Below are 21031 nucleotides of genomic sequence, written 5' to 3'. Positions count from 1 at the left end.
ATTATTCAGGAGGAGTAGGACATGGGGGATTTAACGAATTGTTCCGCTTGTGGCACGTTATATATTAAAAATGCTGTGCGGGAAGTGTGTAACAACTGTTATAAAGAAGAGGAAATGAAGTTCGATACGGTGTACACGTTTATGAGAAAGCGTGAGAATCGAGCTGCAACGATTGAAACGGTTGTGACTCATACTGGTGTAAGCGAAGAGTTGATTCATAAGTGGGTTCGTAAAAAAAGATTGCATTCAGCACAGTTCCCTGGATTAGGGTACCCGTGTGATAAATGTGGTACAATTATTCGAGAAGGAAAGCTTTGTAGTACATGCATCGGAAGCATCCGAACAGATTTAGCGCATGTTGCAAAAGAAGAAGAATACCAAGCGAAATTAAAAGCTAATCAGAAGACTTATTATACAACTGATCGTAATAAATAAAGCACACTGACTCCTTGGTGTGCTTTTCTATTATCAAACTTTATAACTATTTTAGAATACTGCACAAGGAACACTAAACGAACGTCGTTTTAATCCGATAATAACCATAGACTGATTTTTTCGGGACGAAAGTGAGGCGAAAAGATGAAAATTAATCATACAAATGGCGCGGGAATGAACCCTTATCAACGCCAGATAAATAAATTAGATGCTGCAAAAGCAAAGCCAAAGCAAACGGATAAGATAGAGATATCGACTACTGCGAAAGAGATGCAACAAACGAATAATTGGATTTCTGATCGTCAAAAGAAAGTGGATGATTTAAAAATTCAAGTGGAAAACGGTACTTATAAGCCAGACCCACAACTAATTGCGAAAGCGATGAAGAATTATTTCCAAAAATAAAGGAGTAGTACAATGACTCAATCAAAACTTGTCTTGACACTAGAACAGCTTTATACACTTCACACCCACTTGCATGCATTAGCGGAGAAAAAAGCAAGTATTGTCAAGCAAGGGGATTTGGAGTCTCTACAACAACTTTTAAAAGACGAACAAAAATACATCTCGGCAATCAATACGCTTGAAAAGCAAAGACAAAAGGAAGCAGCTGAACTACTAAATGTTCCAGGTACTCAACCGGTAACCATCACAGAGTGCATCAAAGCGTCTGCGTCTCCGGTTGCAGAAAAATTAGTAGAAGTTCGTCAAAAGATTCTGGACGTGACAGAGAAGATAAAGCGGCAAAATGAGTTAAACCAACAATTACTCTATCAATCTTTGCAGTTTATCAACATGAATTTAGATATTCTAGACCCTAAGGAAACGCAAGCGACGTACAGTAAAGACGTGCAAAATCAGCCTTCTAAACGTAAGTCTCTCTTTGATTCTCAAGCGTAAGTTGATTCAGCATTCCAAACTACATGGAGGTACCATATGCGATCTACATTTTCAGGTTTAGAAACCGCTCGTCGTGCCATGTTCACTCAACAAGGAGCGTTAAAGGTAACTGGCCACAACATTGCTAATGCCAACACACCTGGCTATACGCGTCAGCGTGCGAACTTTCAACAGACGGAACCGTATCCAAACGCAGCGATTAACCGTCCTAACATACCAGGGCAAGTTGGAACTGGGGTGGAAGCGGGGTCAATTCAGCGTGTGCGTGAGGCTTTCTTAGATACACAATATCGCGGAGAATCTAACAAACTAGGATATTGGGAAACAAAGATGCAATCGTATAAAAAGATGGAAGAAGTCATGAACGAACCATCGGAAGCGGGACTTTCTCGTACGATGGATCAGTTCTGGGAGTCACTACAAGATTTAGCAGTTAACCCAACAAACGAAGGTGCACGTTCGGTTGTACGTCAACGTGGTATTGCGTTAGCGGAGACGTTTAACTACTTATCTTCTACTTTGACATCTGTACGGACCGATATGCGTAATGAATTAGATGTTTCCGTGAAACAAGTAAACTCTTTAATGCAACAAATTCATAATGTAAATGAGCAGATTGCAGATGTGGAGCCACATGGATACTTGCCAAACGACTTGTATGATGAGCGTGATCGCTTAATAGATGAATTATCTTCCATGATTAATGTGCAAGTAACATATGAATCTAACGGTGGACAATCTAGTAATTTGGCAGAAGGAAGAGCAATTGTCCGTTTGACAGGGGATGGTTTAACACCGAGTGCCACACTTGTCGGAAAAGGCGGATACAACACATTAAGTGTGAACTACCAAACAACTGGTGCACAAGCAGTTGAGAGCTTGCAATTAGGATCCCTTACTATTGATGCGGCAAACTTCAAATCAACAGGAAAAGTACAAGCACTCATGGAATCGTACGGCTATGTAGAAGGAACTGGAGTCACTGGTGACTATACAAAAATGCTAAGCGAGTTAGATGCGATGGCCTATGTATTTGCCCAAAAGTTTAATCAGGTACATGCAGATGGGTTAAGTCCGAACGAAATCAACAATGGAACAACTGATCCTATTCAATTCTTTGTTGATGATGTTACGAATGACTTTGCTTCTGCCACTCAAGAAGGGTTTGCTAGTAGAATCAAAATCTCACAAGATATTGTATCGGACTTAGCTAACATCGCCACAGCAACAGCCACTAATCCTACTTTAGGTAACCCAGATAATGTCCAATTACTAGCGAATGTCATTAATGTAGATAAGTTAGCTTATGATGGCGTGAACAATGCTACTTTCCGTAGTCACTTTGAGTCTGTTATCGGAGAAATGGCAGTATCTTCGCAGAATGCGGTAAGACTTGCAACGAATACTAGTCAATTGAAATTATCCGTTGATGAGCGTCGCCAAGCAGTTAGCTCCGTATCGTTAGACGAAGAAATGACTAATATGATTCAATTTCAACATGCATATAATGCTGCAGCTAGAATGATCACCTTACAAGATGAGTTACTCGACCGAGTAATTAACGGTATGGGCACAGTAGGAAGATAGGAGGGATAAGAAATGCGCATAACACAAAGTATGCTTTCCACACAGTCATTACGAAATTTAAATACATCTTACGGTCGTATGGGTACCTTACAAGAGCAATTAGCTACAGGTAAGAAAATTAATCGTCCCTCCGATGATCCTGTTGTCGCAATGAAAGGGATGTTTTACCGTTCGAATTTGGCAGAGGTAGATCAATTTAAACGTAATCTGTCAGAGTTATATATGTGGATGGAGAATTCGGAAGCGGGGATTGAACAAGCGACAAACGGATTAGAGCGTGTACGTGAGTTAGTTATTCAAGGGAAAAACGGAACCTTAACGGCAGAAGATCGAAGTGTCATTGCAAAAGAGATAGAGCAGATAGAGCAAGATATCGCTCAGATTGCAAACACAAAAATGGCTGGTCGTTATATCTTCCATGGTACGAATGTCGATAAACCTGTGGTCACGGATACAACGACAAATCCGGTAACGTTAAGCAATGATATTTTGACAAATAATACGGCTATCTCAGAATACAATGTGGAAGTCTCACAAGGAGTATTCTTAAAGGCCAACGTTAATCCAATGAATACGTTTAATCAAGACTTGTTTAGTAATTTAAATGCTATTAAACAAGCGTTTGAAAACGATGATATGTCTACTATGGATACGTTATTAGAAGATCTAGATTCTGTTGTATCCACTTTGCAAGCGGAACGTTCAGAGCTTGGTGCACGCTATAACCGTTTAGAAATGGTTGACAATCGCTTAGGTCAGCAGGAAGTTATTTCTACACGTGTTTTATCAGACAACGAAGATGCAGAAATTGAGCGTGTTATTACAGACCTAAAAACACAAGAAAGTATCCACCGTGCAGCACTCAGCGTAGGTGCTCGTATCATGCAACCAACGTTAATGGACTTCTTACGTTAACAACTATGGGCTGTCCAACGAGCAAGTTGGATGGCCTGTTTTGGTTAGGTGAGGTTGCCTGAATATCCTATCGATACTAGAAAGAACAGAGGTGAAAACAATTTGCAACTTCCACAAATTCGCTTACAATCGACATCTGCACAAATTCAGTTGAACAGAACCGCGCCAGTACAACGAATAGAACAACCTAAAGCAGAATTGGATATTCAACAACCATCTGCTGAAATGACGATTAATCGGAAAAGAGCAACGTTGACCATTGATCAATCTCAAGCTAGAGCCGACCTTGGTTTTAAGACACGTACACAAGTATTAGAAGAGTTTGTACAAGATGGTATACAAGGTTTAATGGAGGGAATCGCTCGTAATGCACAAGAAGGCGATGAATTAATGATGATTGAAAACGGAGGAAGTCCATTAGCTGATCAACCAGCTAGAAACGCATTTGACCCTCCTGCTGAATTTAACATTGGTTGGATTCCTAGAGCTGGTGGGGTTAAGGTAAGTTACGATCCAGGTAGTGTAGATATTCAATGGAAAGTAAATAAAGTCATCAATAATTCTAGACCGCAAAAAGCCATACATGACTATACTCCTGGAAAGATAGAAGTGGCGATGCAAAGGTATAATTCCTTAGAAATCGACTTTGTCAATCTACGTCATGTTGGGGTAAACTATGAGCAACAAATATAAATAAAGGGTGAGTAGGATGAAAGTGGAAACAAAGTACCACGGAGAGATAGAGTTACTACCTGAACAAACTGTTACCTTTACGAAAGGTCTTCCGGGCTTTGAAGAAGAAAAATCGTTTGTCGTTTTACCAGTTGTGGACAACCCGGCATTTTTCATTCTCCAATCTACGAAAACAGCAGAACTTGGTTTTATCGTATCTAGTCCGTTTACATTTTTCCAAGATTACGATATTACTTTACCGAAAACAGTGGTAGAAGAACTAGAGTTGGAGAATGTGGAAGACGCTGATATCTGGACGATCTTAACAGTCAAAAATCCGTTCCCGACTTCGACTGCGAACTTGCAGGCGCCAGTGATTATCAACCGTCGTAAACAAGTTGGAAAACAAGTAGTGTTGATTGATACGCCATATTTAACGAAACAACCTCTTGCTCCTACGTCGATGACAGTCGAGAACAGGGGGTAACGTGCGATGTTAATTCTAACGAGAAAAAGTGGAGAGTCTATTAAAATTGGTGATGATATCGAAATCACGGTGATGAACGTGAAGAACGATCAAGTGAAAATCGGTATTCAAGCGCCGCGCGGTATCGATGTATTCCGAAAAGAAATCTATATGCAGATTCAAGAGGAAAACGCGCAGGCTTCTTTATCAGTAGCAGACTTACTGAGCGTTTTGCCGAAAGACGAGAAGAAAGAGTAACACTTGCCGTGGGGTGAGTGTTTTTTGTTTGGTTTTTTGGCGGAAGTCAGGAAAAGTGAGCAGAAGCAGTAAGTAAGTGTGCAGAAGCAACAGAAAAGTGAGCAACACCCCACCGCCCAACTTCTCCAAAACAGGCTCTTTCCTCATGAGTGCATGCATAAATCCTCCGATATAGATAGTGTAGCCGCTAGTAAGGACGGCCGCTTTACTTGGCTAACAACATTACTTACAAGGACGTAAGTACCACATTCCAAGGAGGAAAAACTATCATGCGTATCAATCACAACATCGCTGCTTTAAACACTCACCGTCAATTAAGCTATGCTTCAAACGCTCAAGGTAAATCAATGGAAAAACTATCTTCTGGTCTTCGTATTAACCGTGCAGGAGATGATGCTGCAGGTCTAGCAATCTCTGAAAAAATGCGTGGTCAGATTCGTGGATTAGATCAAGCGCAACGTAACTCTCAAGATGGCATTTCCCTTATCCAAACAGCTGAGGGTGCGTTAAACGAAACTCACGCAATCCTACAACGTATGCGTGAACTAGCAGTACAATCTGCAAACGACACAAATACTTCTCAAGATCGTTCGAATATCCAAGATGAAATGAACCAATTGGGTACAGAAATCGAGAGAATTGCCAATACAACAGAATTCAATACAAAGAAATTATTAAATGGTAGCCTTGGTAGCGCTCAAGCAGTTGCTACAGGTACCGTAACAAACTCTGGTACATTAGGTGCTGCAATGGCAGACGCTACAACGTTAAATGCTCTAGTAGACGTTAACGGTAACAACTTAGGTATTGCGAACGGAGACACGGTTACAGCTACCTGGTCTGTAAACGGTACTCAGCGAACAGCAACTTTCTCTGTAACGGACATTACAACTGATGACTTATCGGATATCAACGCAGCGATTGCAGCTGATGCTTCCGTAGCTTCCGCTGCAACGGCAGCAGGTGTAACAACCATTACTGCAGCAGCAGGCGGAACAGCGGCACAAATCAATGGTTTATCGATTGAAGTAAAAGCAGCAGATGGGACACGAAAAGAAGCTGCATCTAATGTTCTATCAAACTTCCAAGTTGGTACAAAAGCACAAGACGCTCGTAGTAATGGTTCTGCTACATTCCAGATTGGTGCAAACACTGGTCAATCTATGAATCTAGGTATTGAAGATATGAGAGCTGCAACGTTAGGAGTAAACAACCTTCAAGTTGGCACACAAAGCCAAGCTTCTACTGCAGTTAAAGTTATTGATGAAGCTATTCAAAAAGTATCCGCAGAACGTTCTAAATTAGGATCTGTTCAGAATCGTTTAGAGCACACAATCAACAACTTGGGAACTTCTTCTGAAAACTTAACAGCTGCAGAATCTCGTGTTCGTGACGTAGACATGGCAAAAGAAATGATGGAGCAAACTCGTAACTCTATCTTAGCGCAAGCATCTCAAGCAATGTTAGCGCAAGCAAACCAACAGCCGCAAGGAGTTCTACAATTACTTCGATAATAAAATAAACAAAAAAAAACGCTACCAGAGTTATATTGGTGGCGTTTTTTTGTTTATTCTTCTTGTTCTTCTAATTGTGCTCTTTCCCAAAGTTCTCCACGAACAATAGGTATCTCGCGTGGTGCATCAATAGCTAAACGTAAATGACCTTCTTTCGACCTTACAACACGAACTTTAATATTATCATCAATTACGACATATTCATTTACTTTTCGACCAATTACAAGCATTTTTGGAATATCCTCCTTGAAGTCTTGTTGAATAATAGTATAATAGGATAATTTTCCTTTGTAAATACCAAAAAGTAGAAAATAGATAGAGAATCGTTCAACAAAATTCGAGCAAATTCGCAGAAAAAAATTTTCTATTAAACTATTAAACACTTCTTACCATAGGCCGATATAAGAGTCAGAAGGGCAAATGCCTAAGAAAAAGCTCGAATGGGCGCTAGTAAAGAGAAACAAGAAGTTTCTCTTTACTACATACACTCGAGATTCACGACGTCGTCCATCCTAGGCAGGACGGGTAGTCGTAATCATAAAAAACTAAAACAGTGGAAACGGAAGTCCACTACAATCCAGGGAGGAAATTTATTATGCGTATTAATCACAATATTGCTGCTCTTAACACTCATCGTCAATTGAGCGCTGCTTCTAACATGCAGTCTAAATCTATGGAGAAATTATCATCAGGTCTTCGTATCAACCGTGCAGGTGATGATGCTGCTGGTCTAGCGATCTCTGAAAAAATGCGTGGACAGATTCGTGGTTTAGAGATGGCTGGAAAAAATGCACAAGATAGTATTTCTCTAATTCAAACAGCTGAGGGAGCTTTAAATGAAACACATTCTATCCTTCAACGCGCTAGGGAATTAGCAGTTCAATCTGCAAATGATACAAATACTGATGCAGACAGAAAAGAATTACAGGCTGAAGTTAAACAATTAGTAACAGAACTTGATCGTATTGGTAACACTACAGAGTTTAATACAAAAAAATTATTAGATGGTTCTGCTAAAGGAGTAACTGAAGCAGTAAAAGGTACAGTTTCATTAAATAACAATTCAGGAGTCACAATCACTTCAGCTGCTATTGATGGTTTAAACACAGCTGCTGGTACTGATGCTACAAAATCAAATGTAAATGGAGCGTATATGATTGTTAGAACTGATCAAACTACACCAGGAACATTTGCAGCGGGTGACTACAAGATCGTTGGTCCAGATGGACAAACGTCTACTGATATTACGCTAACAGATAAAGATACTCTAACTTTTGGGGCAGGTATTTTGACTGGTGGTCTTACTACATTAGCTGTTGGTGATCTTGAAGCTAATATGAAAGTAGGAGAAAGTATTACCCTTGTTTTCGGTAAGCATGAGGATGCAAGTACTGATCTTGATGGCTCAATTATGACTCAAATTGGTGCAAACGCTGGGCAAACTGCGTTTATCTCAATTGGTGATATGCGTGCGGATGCATTAGGCGTAAAAGATATTGATATCTCTAGTAAGTTTGGAGCAGCAACAGCTATTGAAACAGTGAATAACGCTATTCAAAAAGTATCTTCACAAAGAAGTAATTTAGGTGCTATGCAAAACCGCTTAGAGCACACAATTAATAACTTAGGAACAGCTTCTGAAAACCTAACTGCTGCGGAATCTCGTATCCGTGACGTTGACATGGCGAAAGAAATGATGACTCAAACAAAGAATTCTATTCTTTCTCAAGCAGCTCAAGCTATGTTAGCTCAAGCTAACCAACAACCTCAAGGAGTTCTTCAACTTCTTCGTTAATTATTTGTTAGTTGAAAGGGACTCTAGTTTTGCTAGAGTCTCTTTAAGCTTTTTATATAATATTTGCTAGTAGTTGAAAATATATGTAGGTAAAAGATTATATTCTTTTATTGAAATAAAGGTAATTTAACCTATTTATCAAAATATATGACTCTTAAAAGTTTTCTCACCATAAAAAAAAGAGTTTTTGGTGGTGAATATAATATTTGAGAAAAACCATAATAATTTGGTACAAGTGAGTTCTACATTTTATTCACTGTAGAAAATAAAGGAGCAAAGCATGGGGATTATACTTTTTATATCTTTCATAATTATAGTAGCTTTAGGAATTACAAATCGTGAAGAGGTTATGATAAGTGTTAGATCAAGTTCAACAATCTTTAAGATAGGTGTCTTTACTCTAGTTACGGGTATTATTTTTCTTATTTCAGGTGGTATCCTTGGATTTGGTGAACTATCTATCATTAATTCAATTATTTCCATTTGTTTTTTAGTAACACTTTTATGCTTAATGATTGGTATACTTAAATTTATTAGCCTAACTTCATTTTCTTTTAATAGAAAAGTAGGTATTTTTAGCTTAATTACTGGATTCGTTTTTGCTGTAATGTCACAAAATGTTCCGTTCTTTTCACCTTATTATTCAATTACTTATATTTTTTACATTGTAGCAGTCCTTAGTTTAATTGTTGATGTGTATAAATTCATTTTCGGTACATCATCACAACAGGACAAAATCAGTGAAGTTTCAACAAGAGAGTAGAACTTAAATTCATGTGGAAAATGGTGGGTTACAGGGTTTGTCTGTGACAAAGGGAAAGGTGAAAACACCCACCATATTTTTACTTCGTGTTATCGGTTCCTATCACATCCTACTGTTTGTCAAACTTTCGTTCCCGAAAACTATGAATAACACTTGATTTTATACCCATTTTTAGTACTTAAGACATACGGAATTAGGAGTATGATAATGGATGTGAAACACAGGGAAAGGTAAGTTTCTTTACTATTTTTTTGCATTTTAAGGATTAAATTACTTTTGAGTTAAGAAAATATCTGCTATTAATTTATACTTATGTCACGAGGAGCTTAACCATGAGCAAACTAGACTTCTACAAAAACACCATCCAACACCTCCAAAAACGCCAAGAGCTTCTGCTTAAGCTAGAGTTAACCCTGCAAGAAATGAAAGAGTTAGCAGTCTATCGAACAGAACATGGTCTATCAGAAGATGAAGTTCTCCATTTGCAACAATCTTTTCAATCACTACAAACCAAGGCAGAGCAACTCCAAAATGAATTAGATAAACATGTTCAGTAATGATTAACTTACATAATTTAGCTAATCACAGCACAACCTAATTAAAAAGGAAGTGCAACATGAACTGGATTCCTCTATTACTTCTATTATCACTATTCACTTCACCATACAGAACTGACACACCACCAAAAGACCCAATCCAAGTCCAACTCCTCACCATCAACGACTACCACGGAAAACTAAATCAAACTTATAAATTTTCCAACCCACCAAACCAAAAAGCAGGAAGAGCCGACTATCTTTCCACTTACTTTCAAGCATACGAAAATCCAAACGCTCACACAATTAAAGTTCAAGCTGGCGACGTTATCGGCGCAAGTGCACCTGTTTCTGCGCTTTTTCACGATGAGCCAACCGTTGAAATCTTTAACTATCTAGGGTTCTCCTACGGCACAGTTGGCAATCACGAGTTTGATAAAGGGGTACTGGAACTTCTTCGCATGGTTTATGGCGGTAATGAGTTAACGAGAGAAAACCAACAACCATACCCAGGCATTGCTTGGGAAACGCTTTGTGCCAACTGCATTTGGAAAGAAACTGGACAAACGCTATTTCCTCCCTTTGCTGTTACGGAAATTGAAGGAGTTAAACTTGGTTTTATTGGAGTAATAACGCAGGATACCGAAGATCTTGTTGCAAAAGGTGGTGTGGAAGGACTCTACTTTTCCGACCCTACTGCGGAAGTAAACAAAGCTGTGAAAGAGTTAAAGAAACAAGGTGTTAGGGCCATCGTCATCTTGGCACATATGCCTGCAACGCAAGACGGAAATGTGGTTACTGGACAAGCTGCTGATTTAGCAACAGGTGTTGATGATGAAGTAGATGTGATTTTAGCAGCGCACAATCACCAAGTTGTTAATGGAACAGTCGACAACAAGTTAATCGTGCAAGCACTTAATTATGGAAAAGCTTTTGGAGATATTGAATTGCTGTTGGACCCTTTGACAGGAGACGTGCTGGAGAAATCAGCCGAAGTCATATACGTAGATCAAGCAAAAATTAAGCCAGATCCCGTTGTAACAAAGATGATCCAATCATATGAAGGGGCATCATCTGAGGTACTAGACCAAGTAGTGGGACAAGCTGCAGAGGATATTGTGGGAGGTTCATTAGGAAATTTCATTGCAGACGGCATGAAACAAGTCATGGATAGTGATTTCGCCTTGGTGAACTCCGGGGGAATTCGTGACTCTATTAAAAAAGGCAAGGTTACCTATGAAGATATTCTGGCTATCCATCCCTTCCAAAACAACTTAGTTAAATTAACGGTTACTGGAAAAGAACTTCAGGAAATTTTAAATGCACAAATCACACCTAACAAAGGACCGGATTTTAGTGTTGCAGGATTTACTTACACTTGGAACAATAAAACTAAAAAAGTAGAATCCATTCTATTAAATGAAGGAACTAGGATTAAACCGGATAGATCTTACACGATAGCCGTTAACAGTTTCATGGCTGACTCAGATGCACCGATGTTCCAGCTCATAGGTAAGTATGGAAAAGATAAAACGATTGGACCTACAGACACCGAAGCGCTAGCGGAGTTTATCTCTTCCTTTCCACAGCCAATCACCTATAGCACAGATGATAGAATTCAAGTGGTTTCAAAATAAATGGTAGAAACGAACACTCCCAAACACCATGTTTTTCTGAACATGCAGTTAACTATTCCTTTCCCCAACCGATATAAAGAGTAACATTAAAGGGGAAGGGAAGACAGAACAGATGATCGAACGGGTTTCTACAAATCAACCAACTCAACCCGCTGTTCGGAGTCAGTCAACTAGTCAAACAACAGAGCCGCAAGTAAAAGATGTTCAAAACGTGGAAAGTACAAAAAAAGATGTTGAGAAAGCGGTAAAGACGTTTAATGAGTTTTTAAAAGAAACGTCTACGAATGTACAATTCCAATTCCATGAAGATTTAAATGAGTATTACGTAACAGTGGTAAATACGATGACAAATGAAGTGATAAAAGAGATACCTTCCAAAAAATTATTAGACTTTCACGCTGCCATGAGAGACTTTTTAGGATTACTGGTGGACAAAAAGGTGTAAAAAGGAGTGACAAGAAGGCATGAACATGAGGATTGGTGGATTAGCGTCAGGGATGGATATTGATTCTTTAGTGAAAGATCTGATGAATGCAGAGCGTATGCCTCTAAACAAGTTAAACCAACAGAAGACGTTTCTTGAATGGCAACGTGATGATTATCGAAAGTTGAATACCGATTTGTTTAATTTTAGTAATTCGATTTTTGATGGCGTGTTGCGTCAATCTACTTATACGAAGAAGAATATTACTACTACTAACAGTGCTATTGCAAATATTAAAAGTGTTAGTAGTACGTCGGATTTTAACGGTGAAATAACTGTAACAAAACTAGCAAAAACGGCTTCTATCAACAGTGTAGGAGCGGTAGCAGCGGGAACTACTTTAGGGGCAGATGAGAATTTTACGATTCAGGCAATAAAAAAAGATGGTACTTTAGGAGAGGCTATCACCATTGAAGGTAAAGCTGGTGATTCCATCTCAACTATTGTCAATAAGATTAATAGTAATAAAGATGTTGGTGTAACAGCGTTTTTTGATGAAGTAACAGGTCGCTTATCTTTGACAGCAAAAAATAGCGGAAATATCGGTGCCTCTGGTGAGAATAATACTACAGCAGATGCAGAAATTGTTATTACTGGTACTGAGTTTAGAGGAATGTTCCGTTTAAACGGTTATAACACAACTACTAATGGTACTGTAGGCGAAAATGCAGAATTCACCTACAATGGTCTTTCTACATCTCGTTCTACCAACACCTTCACCATCAACGGAGTAGAATTCAACCTAAAAGGTGTCGGAACAACAAGCTTCTCTAGTACAACGGACGTTGATAGTATTTTTGATAGTGTGAAGAAGTTTGTAGACGACTACAATAAGTTAATTGAAGATGCTAACAGTAAAATCAATGAACGTCGAAACCGTAACTTCCAACCGTTAACGGACGAAGAGCGAGAAGCGTTGTCCGAAAAAGAAGCAGAGCGCTGGGATGAGCAAGCTCGAAAAGGTACGATGTATGGGGATTCCGTTATTCGCTCCGGTTTAACACAGATGAGAGCGGATCTATATTCTCCAATTAAAAATGGAGGATCCCCGTTTGCTCAACTTGCTGAATTAGGTATAACTACTTCTCCTAACTTTCGAGACGGTGGTAAGTTAATTATCGACGAGACAAAACTACGAGAAGCAATCTCTGCTGATCCTGATAAGGTGTATCAAACGTTTGCGAAAGATGGCACGACTTTTGATGAAAAAGGAATTGCGAGAAGACTTCGTGAAACGGTTCAAGGGACGATTAAGACGATTGAGCAGAAAGCCGGTAGATCCACTTCTACAAATTCAACATTTACAATAGGTAGAACGTTAACTGGATTAGATTCTCAAATTCAGCGTTTTGAAGACCGTTTATTACAGATAGAAGACCGCTACTGGCGCCAGTTTGGTGAGATGGAAAAAGCGATTCAACGTGCAAACAGCCAGTCAGCTTATTTAATGCAGCAATTTATGATGTAATTTAATTAAAAGGAGTGTCCTCATTAATGGCAGTCAATAATCCGTTTCAAGCCTATCAACAAAATTCAGTAACCACTGCGTCTCCGGGAGATTTAACACTTATGCTTTATAACGGTTCTTTGAAGTTTATTGCAATCGCGAAGAAAGCAATTCAAGAGGGAAACGTGGAAGTAAAGAATACGAACATCCAGAAAACGCAAAACATCGTGAACGAGTTGATGGTGACATTGAACATGGATCTAGAAGTTTCCAAAAATATGATGGCGTTATATGAATATATGAACCGTCGTTTAATAGAGGCAAATATTAAGTCGGATATTGCTATTTTAGAAGAGGTAGAAGGCTATTTGGTAGAGTTCCGTGATACTTGGAAGCAAGTCATCCAAATGAATCGCCAAAAGCAGCATACTGGTGGTCAGGCGTAATGGTTCGCTTGGAGATTCAGTCCTGCTTGGACGTTACGGAGAAATTGCTAGTGACGTTGAACGGTCAACAGGGAGATAAGGAAAGAACGGAAACGATCGAGGAAGTGAATCGTCTTTTGACTTTACGACAAGAGTTACTTCCTTCTTTACAACCGCCTTTTACTGCGGAAGAAAAAGAAATTGGCCAGAAGATCGTAAAGATGAACCAGTCGATTGATACGAATTTGAGTGAGTGGAAGTTATCCATTCAACGCGATATCAACGGCTTTTCCAAAAAGAAGACATCCATTACGAAATACGCCGATCCCTATCGAAATGTTCAGTTTGACGGGATGTTTTACGATAAGAAAAAATAGAGACGAGACTTCGGTTTCGTCTCTATTTTTGTCTAAATTTTGAAGGGGGAATGTTATTGTAGCAAAAGTAATATAATGTCTATTTATAAGCTTTAGAGCAATGACGACGGTTACATATGTTTTATTTCAATAATTGTCCACTTATTGTGAAAAAATTTAGAAAAGTAGAATCTTTCTTTTTCGACAAATTATGACAAAATACCTAGTTCGATGGTATTATAGTACATAGGTAAACAAGTTTAGGAGGGACAAAATGTTAACTAGACTATTCAAGGAACGAATAGATAATTGTCGAAATTTGGAGACTTTAACGAAAGAGATGGATATTATTTCTGGGATTTTATCTAGTAATACCAACTCGTATGAAATTCCTGAGTTGTTAGAAAAATTAGAGTACCTAGTTCGTGCAACTAAAAGACTTTGGGAGAACACTAATGAGTTGGAAAGTTCTGTGGAGGTCTATGAGTATCATATGTACAACTATGTCGAGCGCTATATTAAAGATATTCACTCAACTTTACATATAAAAGAATCGAGTGCCATCATTGCAAGAAAGATGATTAAAGGTCTATCCATAAAAGAAATTGCGAGAATCGTTTCAGATATGCAGAAAATGGAGAAGCGTGACAGCAGTCCGAAGAGTTATTTTTTGCTTGTTGTGATGAATTTTTTTGAAAAGTCTTATGTTAGGCATCATATTTCCTAAAGTCCACTGATTAATGAGTTGGGCTTTTTTTTATGCTTTAATTTGTACCAAAATTGATTTCTTATAAGTTTGTGAAAGTCTCATTAAATTAATTATGGAGTAAAAAGTGGTAAAGCATCCATAATTTCTGGGTTTCTCTCCACACATTTAAGTACGTACACAAGTTTATGTATAATGAAGAAAAAAGGAGAGATGAGTAAATGAATAAACATCAGAAAGCGATAGAAAAGGCTGCTGAATTTGTGGAAACAAAACGTGACAACGCACAAAAAAGTCCATGGCAATTAGCCTACCATATTACGACACCTGCAAACTGGATGAACGACCCAAACGGCTTTTCCACCTTCAATGGCAAGTATCATCTATTTTATCAATTCCACCCGTATTCTCCAGAGTGGGGTCCGATGCATTGGGGGCATGTGACGTCCAAGGATTTAGTGCACTGGGAAGAGCAGCCGATTGCTCTTGCACCGAGCGAAGCGTATGACGTGGATGGTTGTTTTTCGGGCAGTGCTATTGAAAAAGATGGCATGCTTTATTTGATGTACACAGGTAATGTGTGGACTGGTCCTGATCATGATAAAGATTTAAAGCAAGTGCAGTGTATAGCGGTCAGCGAAGATGGCATTCATTTTGAAAAATATGAAGGGAATCCTGTTATTTCTGAGGTTCCAGCTGGACTGGATATTCACCCGTACCATTTCCGTGATCCGAAAGTGTGGCAAGAGGGAAATACATATTACTGCGTGTTAGGCTCACGCACAAATGATCAACAAGGCCAAGTGTTGTTGTATCAATCAGCAGATTTGTTGGAATGGGAATTTGTCAGCGTGCTAGCTCGTGGCGAAGACGGGTTTAGTTTTATGTGGGAGTGCCCGGATCTTTTTGAACTTGACGGCAAGGACGTATTATTGTTTTCGCCACAAGGAGTGAAGCCTAGAGGGGATTACTTCAAGAACCTTCATCAAGCTGGAACGTTAGTGGGGGATTGGGATCGCACGTCGCACACTTTCACGCATGATGACTTTACAATGATGGATTACGGTTTTGATTATTATGCACCTCAATCGACTTTATCGCCAGACGGACGCCGGATAACGATAGCGTGGATGGCGATGTGGGAAAGTCAGATGCCAGAACAGGAACACGACTGGGCAGGGGCCATGACGCTTCCTCGCGAGGTTTGGCTGGATGCCGAGAATCAGGTGAGGAGCTATCCTGTTCGTGAGTTGGAAGCCTTGCGTGGAGAGATGCAGACTGGAGATTTGAAGCCTTACATTGGCGAGTTGCAAGTGGAGTTTGATTTAAAGAAAACAGCCATTGCGGAAATGTTATTACGAGTTGGGGAAAATGGCGAAAAGACAATTCTGCGCTATGATGCAATTACGGAGAAGTTGGAGTTAAACCGCTATAATTCTGGTGTGGGACCAGGGGGGATTCGTCGTTGCCATGTGCCGCTGCGTGATGGTAAGTTAACGTTAAATATTTTTATGGATCGATCTTCTATTGAAGTGTTTGCGAATAGGGGAGAGAAGTCTATGACGGCGAGGATTTATCCAGCTGCAGAATCGACAGGATTCGATGTGAAAGTTAGTGCGGAATCGACTATTTCTTCCGTACTTTATTGGCCTTTTCACTCATAAGATGGTGGAAACTGGTCGGAATGGAGGAGACAAGTGTAGCGGACACTAACATTTGATCAAACGTTTGTTTAAACATGTTTCGACGAATTTCACAGAATTTTTTAAAAGTTTTATGTTTAAGCAGGAATTTGAGCGGGAATATAGAATAATGTAAGTGTAGCGTTATTTCAAAGGAGGAGTTCGCTTATGCTAAACTACAACATCCGTGGCGAAAACATTGAGGTAACTCCAGCAATTCGGGAGTACGTGGAGAAAAAGTTGGACAAAATTGACCGTTATTTCACGGACACTCCAGACGCCAATGCACATGTCAACTTAAAGGTGTACAGTGATCGAAACGCAAAGGTTGAGGTAACGATACCGATGCCACACCTGGTATTACGTGCAGAAGAGCGCAACGAAGATATGTACGCTGCCATTGACTTAATTGTTGATAAACTTGAGCGTCAAATCCGAAAACATAAAACGAAAGTAAACCGCAAAATGCGTGAGCGTGGCGGTACTGGCGAAATCTTCGCAGCTGCGCAAGAAAGCTTAGCGACTGCCGTGATCGACAGCACAGAAGAGGAAGAAGAGCACGAAGTAGTACGTACCAAGCAATTCCATCTAAAACCGATGGATGCAGAAGAAGCAATTCTGCAAATGAATATGCTTGGACACAACTTCTTCATCTACACAGATGCAGATACAAACTTAACGAACATCGTCTATAAACGACGTGACGGTAAATATGGATTAATTGAAACGAATTAATAAAGGGGCACACCAGCAGATGCTGGTGTGTTTTTGTTTGTATAAGGAGGAGGGGGGATTGATTGCGGTGTGAGGTGGTTGTGAAAAGTGGGTTAGAGCGGATTTTAGGACTGTCAGCGTGGCGAGGTGGTCGTGAAAAGTGAGAGGGAGCGGATTTGAGAACCGTCAGCGGAGTGAGGTGGTCGTGAAAAGTGAGAGGGAGCGGATTTGAGAACCGTCAGCGGAGTGAGGCGGTTGTGAAAAGAGAGAGGGAGTAGATTTGAGGACCGTCAGAGGAGTGAGGCGGTTGTGAAAAGTGAGATAGAGTAGATTTGAAGACCGTCAGCGTGGCGGGGCGGTCGTGAAAAGTGAGATAGAGTAGATTTGAGGACCGTCAGCGGTGAGAGACGGTTGTGAAAAGAGAGAGGGAGTAGATTTGAGGACCGTCAGAGGTGAGAGACGGTTGTGAAAAGAGAGAGGGAGTAGACTTAAGAACCGTCAGCAGAGTGAGACGGTCATGAAAAGAGAGAGGGAGTAGATTTGAGAACCGTCAACGGAGTCAGACGGTTGTGAAAAATAGGAGGATATACAAAAAAGAACCGTCTACATATGAAATAGAATGTTAAGAAGTGATATTTGCTTGCTTATTGCGCGTTCAAGCGAGAGAGAAGCAGTTCCAGAGCACACGATAATAGAATAACGAGTGCTCAAGCGAGGTAGAAACAGTCCCAGAGCACACGATAAAAGAATAACGAGTGCTCAAGCGAGAGAGAAGTAGTTCCAGAGCACACGATAAAAGAATAACGAGTGCTCAAGCGAGAGAGAAGTAGTTTCAGAGCACACGATAAAAGAATAACGAGTGCTCAAGCAGGAGAGAAGCAGTCTCAGAGCACACGATACCTCGAATACACACCTCCCATCACCAAATCACAAACTTTTCAGAAAACAACCATTGGCAACTCACAGAATCCCCCGTATAATAGACTTATTATTTCGATTTCCGAAAGATTCGAAGGGGGACTGCAAGATGCTTCAATTTGATTTTCATCAACATCCTTACATATCTAGAAGAGAAACGACAGTCGGACGAAAAGGAATGGTTGCGACCTCGCAACCACTTGCTGCGCAAGCTGGATTAGATATTTTAAAGCTTGGTGGGAACGCGATCGATGCTGCGATCGCGACGGCTGCAGCGTTAACGGTTGTGGAACCAACATCAAACGGGATTGGCGGTGACGCGTTTGCGATCGCTTGGGTGAACGAAAAGCTCGTCGGCCTCAATGCTTCCGGCCGCGCGCCGCAATCACTGACAACGGAAGCGGTCAAAGCACTTGGTCACGAAAAGATGCCAACGTTCGGAACGGTTCCCGTCACAGTTCCAGGTGCACCATCCGCGTGGGTAGAACTGTCTGCTAAATACGGAAAGCTTCCACTTACGCAAGTACTTCAGCCTGCCATCACGCTTGCAGAAGAGGGCTATCCACTCTCACCGACTTTAGCGAACTATTGGGGAAAAGCATACAAAGCCTTCCGTCAACGAGGCTTCCACGAACGTCCGGAGTTTGCCGAGTGGTTCCGTGTCTTTGCGCCAAACGGTAGAGCACCGAAAGTAGGGGAGATTTGGCGTTCACCAGATCATGCCAAAACGCTGCGCCTAATCGCAGAAACTAATGGAGAAGCATTCTACCATGGTGAATTAGCTGACAAAATGACAAACTTCCTAAAAGAACACAACGGCTTCCTGACAACAGAAGATCTAAAAGCTCATCAATCTGATTGGGTAACACCTATATCCGTGAACTACAAAGGATATGACGTATGGGAAATCCCACCGAATGGGCAAGGAATGATTGCCTTAATGGCGCTTCAAGGAGCGAAAAAATTAACCTTTACCGAAAGAGAAACGGTCCAAACGTATCATCAGCAAATCGAATTGATGAAACATGCGATGACTCATGGGAAAGCTACTATCACTGATATCGATCAAATGAAAGAGAAAGTGGAGAACCTATTAAGCGAAGAGATGGGAGCTCATTTGGCAAACGGCGTTCAACAAGAAGCGGTAGATCCAAAAGACTCCCCTTATCCGAAGTCGGGTACTGTCTACCTAGCAACGGCTGACAGCGAGGGAAACATGGTCTCCTTTATCCAATCCAACTATATGGGATTCGGTTCTGGGGTCGTGGTTCCAGGAACAGGGATCGCACTACAAAACCGCGGGCACGATTTCTCATTGGACGAAAACGACGTTAACGCCTTAAAACCAGGGAAGCGTACGTACCATACGATTATTCCTGGATTTATAACGAAAGATAACACACCTGTTGGCCCGTTTGGTGTCATGGGAGGCTACATGCAGCCACAAGGTCACATGCAAGTAGCGATGAACATGATCGATTTTCATCTGCATCCACAAGCGGCACTGGATGCACCGCGTTGGCAATGGATTGAAAATAAGACGGTGTGGTTAGAACCGCATGTACCTACACATATTGCACAAGGTCTAGAACGACTTGGGCACCAAGTGAGAATTACGACAGATGGCGGTCCATTTGGTCGCGGGCAAATTATCATTCGTGATTCAGAAACTGGCGTGCTGTTCGGTGGAACCGAAAGTCGTGCGGACGGAGCGGTCGCAGTATGGTAAAGAACTTTTCTGTGAAAACGCAGTGGAACCTTGCTGCTGCGTTTTTTCGAGTGGGTATTCTAGGTTTTGGAGGCGGCCCATCCTCGATTCCACTCGTACACCAAGAAGTGGTCGACAAATACGAATGGGTTACGAAAGATGAATTTTCGGATATTTTAGCACTTGGAAACACGTTACCTGGCCCTATTGCAACGAAAATGGCAGGATATATTGGCTACCGTGTTGGTGGATGGATTGGCTGTCTCAATGCTTTACTAGTCACATCTGTGCCAACGGTTATGGCTATGATTCTATTATTCTCTACATTTCAGCAGTACCAACACGTTCCGTGGGTGGCAGGAATGGCAAAAGGTGTTGTTCCTATTATCGCGGTCATGCTGGGTGTGTTGACGTGGGATTTTTTACAGAGTTCCATCGCAAAACTCGGGAAGACCATGGCTTTTACGCTCATTGCTATTAGTGCAGTAGTGTTATTTTTTATTCATCCAGCAATCTTACTTGTCTCCCTAATCTTGTTTGCCCTTAGACCAAGAAGGGAGCGTGCAAAAGAATGATCTATTTAGAAATTTTTATTGCGTTTCTTATCCCCAACATCATTGGTTATGGGGGAGGTCCAGCTGTTATACCACTAATAGAATCGGAAGTCGTGACTCGCTATGGGTGGCTTACGACGAAAGAATTTGGAGAAGTGTTAGCCATCGCCAATACGTTACCTGGTCCGATCGCGACCAAAATGTCCGGCGTAATCGGCTATGAAGTAGCTGGTTGGGGTGGTGCAGCTGTTGCTATTTTTGCCACCGTCGCGCCTTCGTTATTATTGATGATTTTCCTTGTAGGATTCTTAATGAAGCACAAGGATCATCCGAAAGTTCAGGCGCTTTCTGCTACTGTCCGACCAGCAATTGCTGTTTTAATGGCAGGTTTGACCTTCCGTTTTGTTGAAAGTAGCTACGTAGATTCAGGTATTATTCATACAATCATCTTAGGAGTAGCTGGCATTTACGGGATTTACGTGAAGAAATGGCACGCTGGTTGGTTCATTTTAGTGGGACTTCTGTACGGAGCATTATTTATTCGATAGGAGGAAAGAGA

At 40.8% G+C, this 21031-nt stretch carries 24 protein-coding genes; 23 read left to right on the top strand and 1 reads right to left on the bottom strand.

What is annotated here, in order from left to right:
* Positions 1-21 precede the first annotated feature (21 nt).
* The 9 genes from G8O30_RS11455 (at position 22) to G8O30_RS11415 (ending at position 6747) form a co-directional block, all read left to right on the top strand.
* Positions 22-435 (top strand): TIGR03826 family flagellar region protein, encoded by a 414-nt coding sequence (locus G8O30_RS11455; RefSeq protein WP_239672188.1) that lies wholly within the window; start codon positions 22-24, stop codon positions 433-435.
* A gap of 144 nt (positions 436-579) precedes the next feature.
* On the top strand, positions 580-840 hold the full coding sequence (gene flgM / locus G8O30_RS11450) for a flagellar biosynthesis anti-sigma factor FlgM (RefSeq protein ID WP_239672187.1): 261 nt from the start codon (positions 580-582) through the stop codon (positions 838-840).
* A 12-nt stretch (positions 841-852) separates the two neighbouring features.
* Positions 853-1335 (top strand): flagellar protein FlgN, encoded by a 483-nt coding sequence (locus tag G8O30_RS11445; RefSeq protein WP_239672186.1) that lies wholly within the window; start codon positions 853-855, stop codon positions 1333-1335.
* 36 nt (positions 1336-1371) lie between these two features.
* Complete coding sequence (gene flgK / locus G8O30_RS11440; RefSeq protein WP_239672185.1) at positions 1372-2922, top strand: flagellar hook-associated protein FlgK; 1551 nt, start codon at positions 1372-1374, stop codon at positions 2920-2922.
* A 12-nt stretch (positions 2923-2934) separates the two neighbouring features.
* Complete coding sequence (gene flgL, locus G8O30_RS11435) at positions 2935-3837, top strand: flagellar hook-associated protein FlgL (RefSeq protein ID WP_239672184.1); 903 nt, start codon at positions 2935-2937, stop codon at positions 3835-3837.
* 102 nt (positions 3838-3939) lie between these two features.
* A complete protein-coding gene (locus G8O30_RS11430; RefSeq protein WP_239672183.1) occupies positions 3940-4530 on the top strand; it encodes a DUF6470 family protein in 591 nt (196 codons plus the stop codon).
* A gap of 16 nt (positions 4531-4546) precedes the next feature.
* The gene (gene fliW / locus G8O30_RS11425; protein ID WP_239672182.1) at positions 4547-4996 is read left to right on the top strand and encodes a flagellar assembly protein FliW; all 450 of its coding nucleotides are present in this window, start codon (positions 4547-4549) and stop codon (positions 4994-4996) included.
* 6 nt (positions 4997-5002) lie between these two features.
* Positions 5003-5233, top strand: coding sequence for a carbon storage regulator CsrA (gene csrA, locus G8O30_RS11420; RefSeq protein WP_239672181.1), 231 nt, complete (start codon positions 5003-5005; stop codon positions 5231-5233).
* Between the two features lie 269 nt (positions 5234-5502).
* Complete coding sequence (locus G8O30_RS11415; protein WP_239672180.1) at positions 5503-6747, top strand: flagellin N-terminal helical domain-containing protein; 1245 nt, start codon at positions 5503-5505, stop codon at positions 6745-6747.
* A 53-nt stretch (positions 6748-6800) separates the two neighbouring features.
* Here G8O30_RS11415 and G8O30_RS11410 read toward each other — a convergent pair whose 3' ends face one another.
* Complete coding sequence (locus G8O30_RS11410) at positions 6801-6977, bottom strand: carbon storage regulator (protein WP_239672179.1); 177 nt, start codon at positions 6975-6977, stop codon at positions 6801-6803.
* Positions 6978-7342: 365 nt separating this feature from the next.
* Here G8O30_RS11410 and G8O30_RS11405 point away from each other — a divergent pair, with 365 nt between their 5' ends.
* The 14 genes from G8O30_RS11405 to G8O30_RS11340 all read left to right on the top strand — a co-directional run bounded on the left by G8O30_RS11405 (position 7343) and on the right by G8O30_RS11340 (position 21020).
* Positions 7343-8542 (top strand): flagellin N-terminal helical domain-containing protein, encoded by a 1200-nt coding sequence (locus G8O30_RS11405; protein ID WP_239672178.1) that lies wholly within the window; start codon positions 7343-7345, stop codon positions 8540-8542.
* 280 nt (positions 8543-8822) lie between these two features.
* Positions 8823-9305 (top strand): hypothetical protein, encoded by a 483-nt coding sequence (locus G8O30_RS11400; protein WP_239672177.1) that lies wholly within the window; start codon positions 8823-8825, stop codon positions 9303-9305.
* A gap of 332 nt (positions 9306-9637) precedes the next feature.
* Positions 9638-9862: a hypothetical protein gene (locus G8O30_RS11395; RefSeq protein ID WP_239672176.1), complete on the top strand. Its 225-nt coding sequence runs from the start codon at positions 9638-9640 to the stop codon at positions 9860-9862.
* Between the two features lie 59 nt (positions 9863-9921).
* Entirely contained in the window at positions 9922-11478 is a 1557-nt protein-coding gene (locus G8O30_RS11390) for a bifunctional metallophosphatase/5'-nucleotidase (protein WP_239672175.1), read from the top strand.
* 112 nt (positions 11479-11590) lie between these two features.
* The gene (flaG, locus tag G8O30_RS11385; protein WP_239672174.1) at positions 11591-11923 is read left to right on the top strand and encodes a flagellar protein FlaG; all 333 of its coding nucleotides are present in this window, start codon (positions 11591-11593) and stop codon (positions 11921-11923) included.
* A 19-nt stretch (positions 11924-11942) separates the two neighbouring features.
* On the top strand, positions 11943-13430 hold the full coding sequence (locus G8O30_RS11380; RefSeq protein WP_239672173.1) for a flagellar hook-associated protein 2: 1488 nt from the start codon (positions 11943-11945) through the stop codon (positions 13428-13430).
* A 26-nt stretch (positions 13431-13456) separates the two neighbouring features.
* Positions 13457-13855, top strand: coding sequence for a flagellar export chaperone FliS (gene fliS / locus G8O30_RS11375; protein ID WP_239672172.1), 399 nt, complete (start codon positions 13457-13459; stop codon positions 13853-13855).
* A complete protein-coding gene (fliT, locus tag G8O30_RS11370; RefSeq protein WP_239672171.1) occupies positions 13855-14211 on the top strand; it encodes a flagellar protein FliT in 357 nt (118 codons plus the stop codon). Before fliS ends, fliT begins: the two co-directional genes overlap by 1 nt.
* Before the next feature lie 253 nt (positions 14212-14464).
* Complete coding sequence (locus tag G8O30_RS11365; protein WP_239672170.1) at positions 14465-14917, top strand: hypothetical protein; 453 nt, start codon at positions 14465-14467, stop codon at positions 14915-14917.
* A gap of 200 nt (positions 14918-15117) precedes the next feature.
* Positions 15118-16560 (top strand): glycoside hydrolase family 32 protein, encoded by a 1443-nt coding sequence (locus G8O30_RS11360; RefSeq protein ID WP_239672169.1) that lies wholly within the window; start codon positions 15118-15120, stop codon positions 16558-16560.
* Positions 16561-16746: 186 nt separating this feature from the next.
* Positions 16747-17313 (top strand): ribosome hibernation-promoting factor, HPF/YfiA family, encoded by a 567-nt coding sequence (gene hpf / locus G8O30_RS11355; RefSeq protein WP_239672168.1) that lies wholly within the window; start codon positions 16747-16749, stop codon positions 17311-17313.
* A 1006-nt stretch (positions 17314-18319) separates the two neighbouring features.
* Positions 18320-19939 (top strand): gamma-glutamyltransferase family protein, encoded by a 1620-nt coding sequence (locus tag G8O30_RS11350; RefSeq protein ID WP_239672167.1) that lies wholly within the window; start codon positions 18320-18322, stop codon positions 19937-19939.
* Positions 19933-20493: a chromate transporter gene (locus G8O30_RS11345; RefSeq protein WP_239672166.1), complete on the top strand. Its 561-nt coding sequence runs from the start codon at positions 19933-19935 to the stop codon at positions 20491-20493. Before G8O30_RS11350 ends, G8O30_RS11345 begins: the two co-directional genes overlap by 7 nt.
* The gene (locus G8O30_RS11340; protein WP_239672165.1) at positions 20490-21020 is read left to right on the top strand and encodes a chromate transporter; all 531 of its coding nucleotides are present in this window, start codon (positions 20490-20492) and stop codon (positions 21018-21020) included. Before G8O30_RS11345 ends, G8O30_RS11340 begins: the two co-directional genes overlap by 4 nt.
* Positions 21021-21031 lie beyond the last annotated feature (11 nt).

Origin of the sequence: Mangrovibacillus cuniculi, from assembly GCF_015482585.1 — a bacterium.
Taxonomy (GTDB): domain Bacteria; phylum Bacillota; class Bacilli; order Bacillales; family R1DC41; genus Mangrovibacillus; species Mangrovibacillus cuniculi.
The sequence above is the reverse complement of the archived record's forward strand: the minus strand, read 5'-3'. Positions and strand labels throughout refer to the sequence as shown.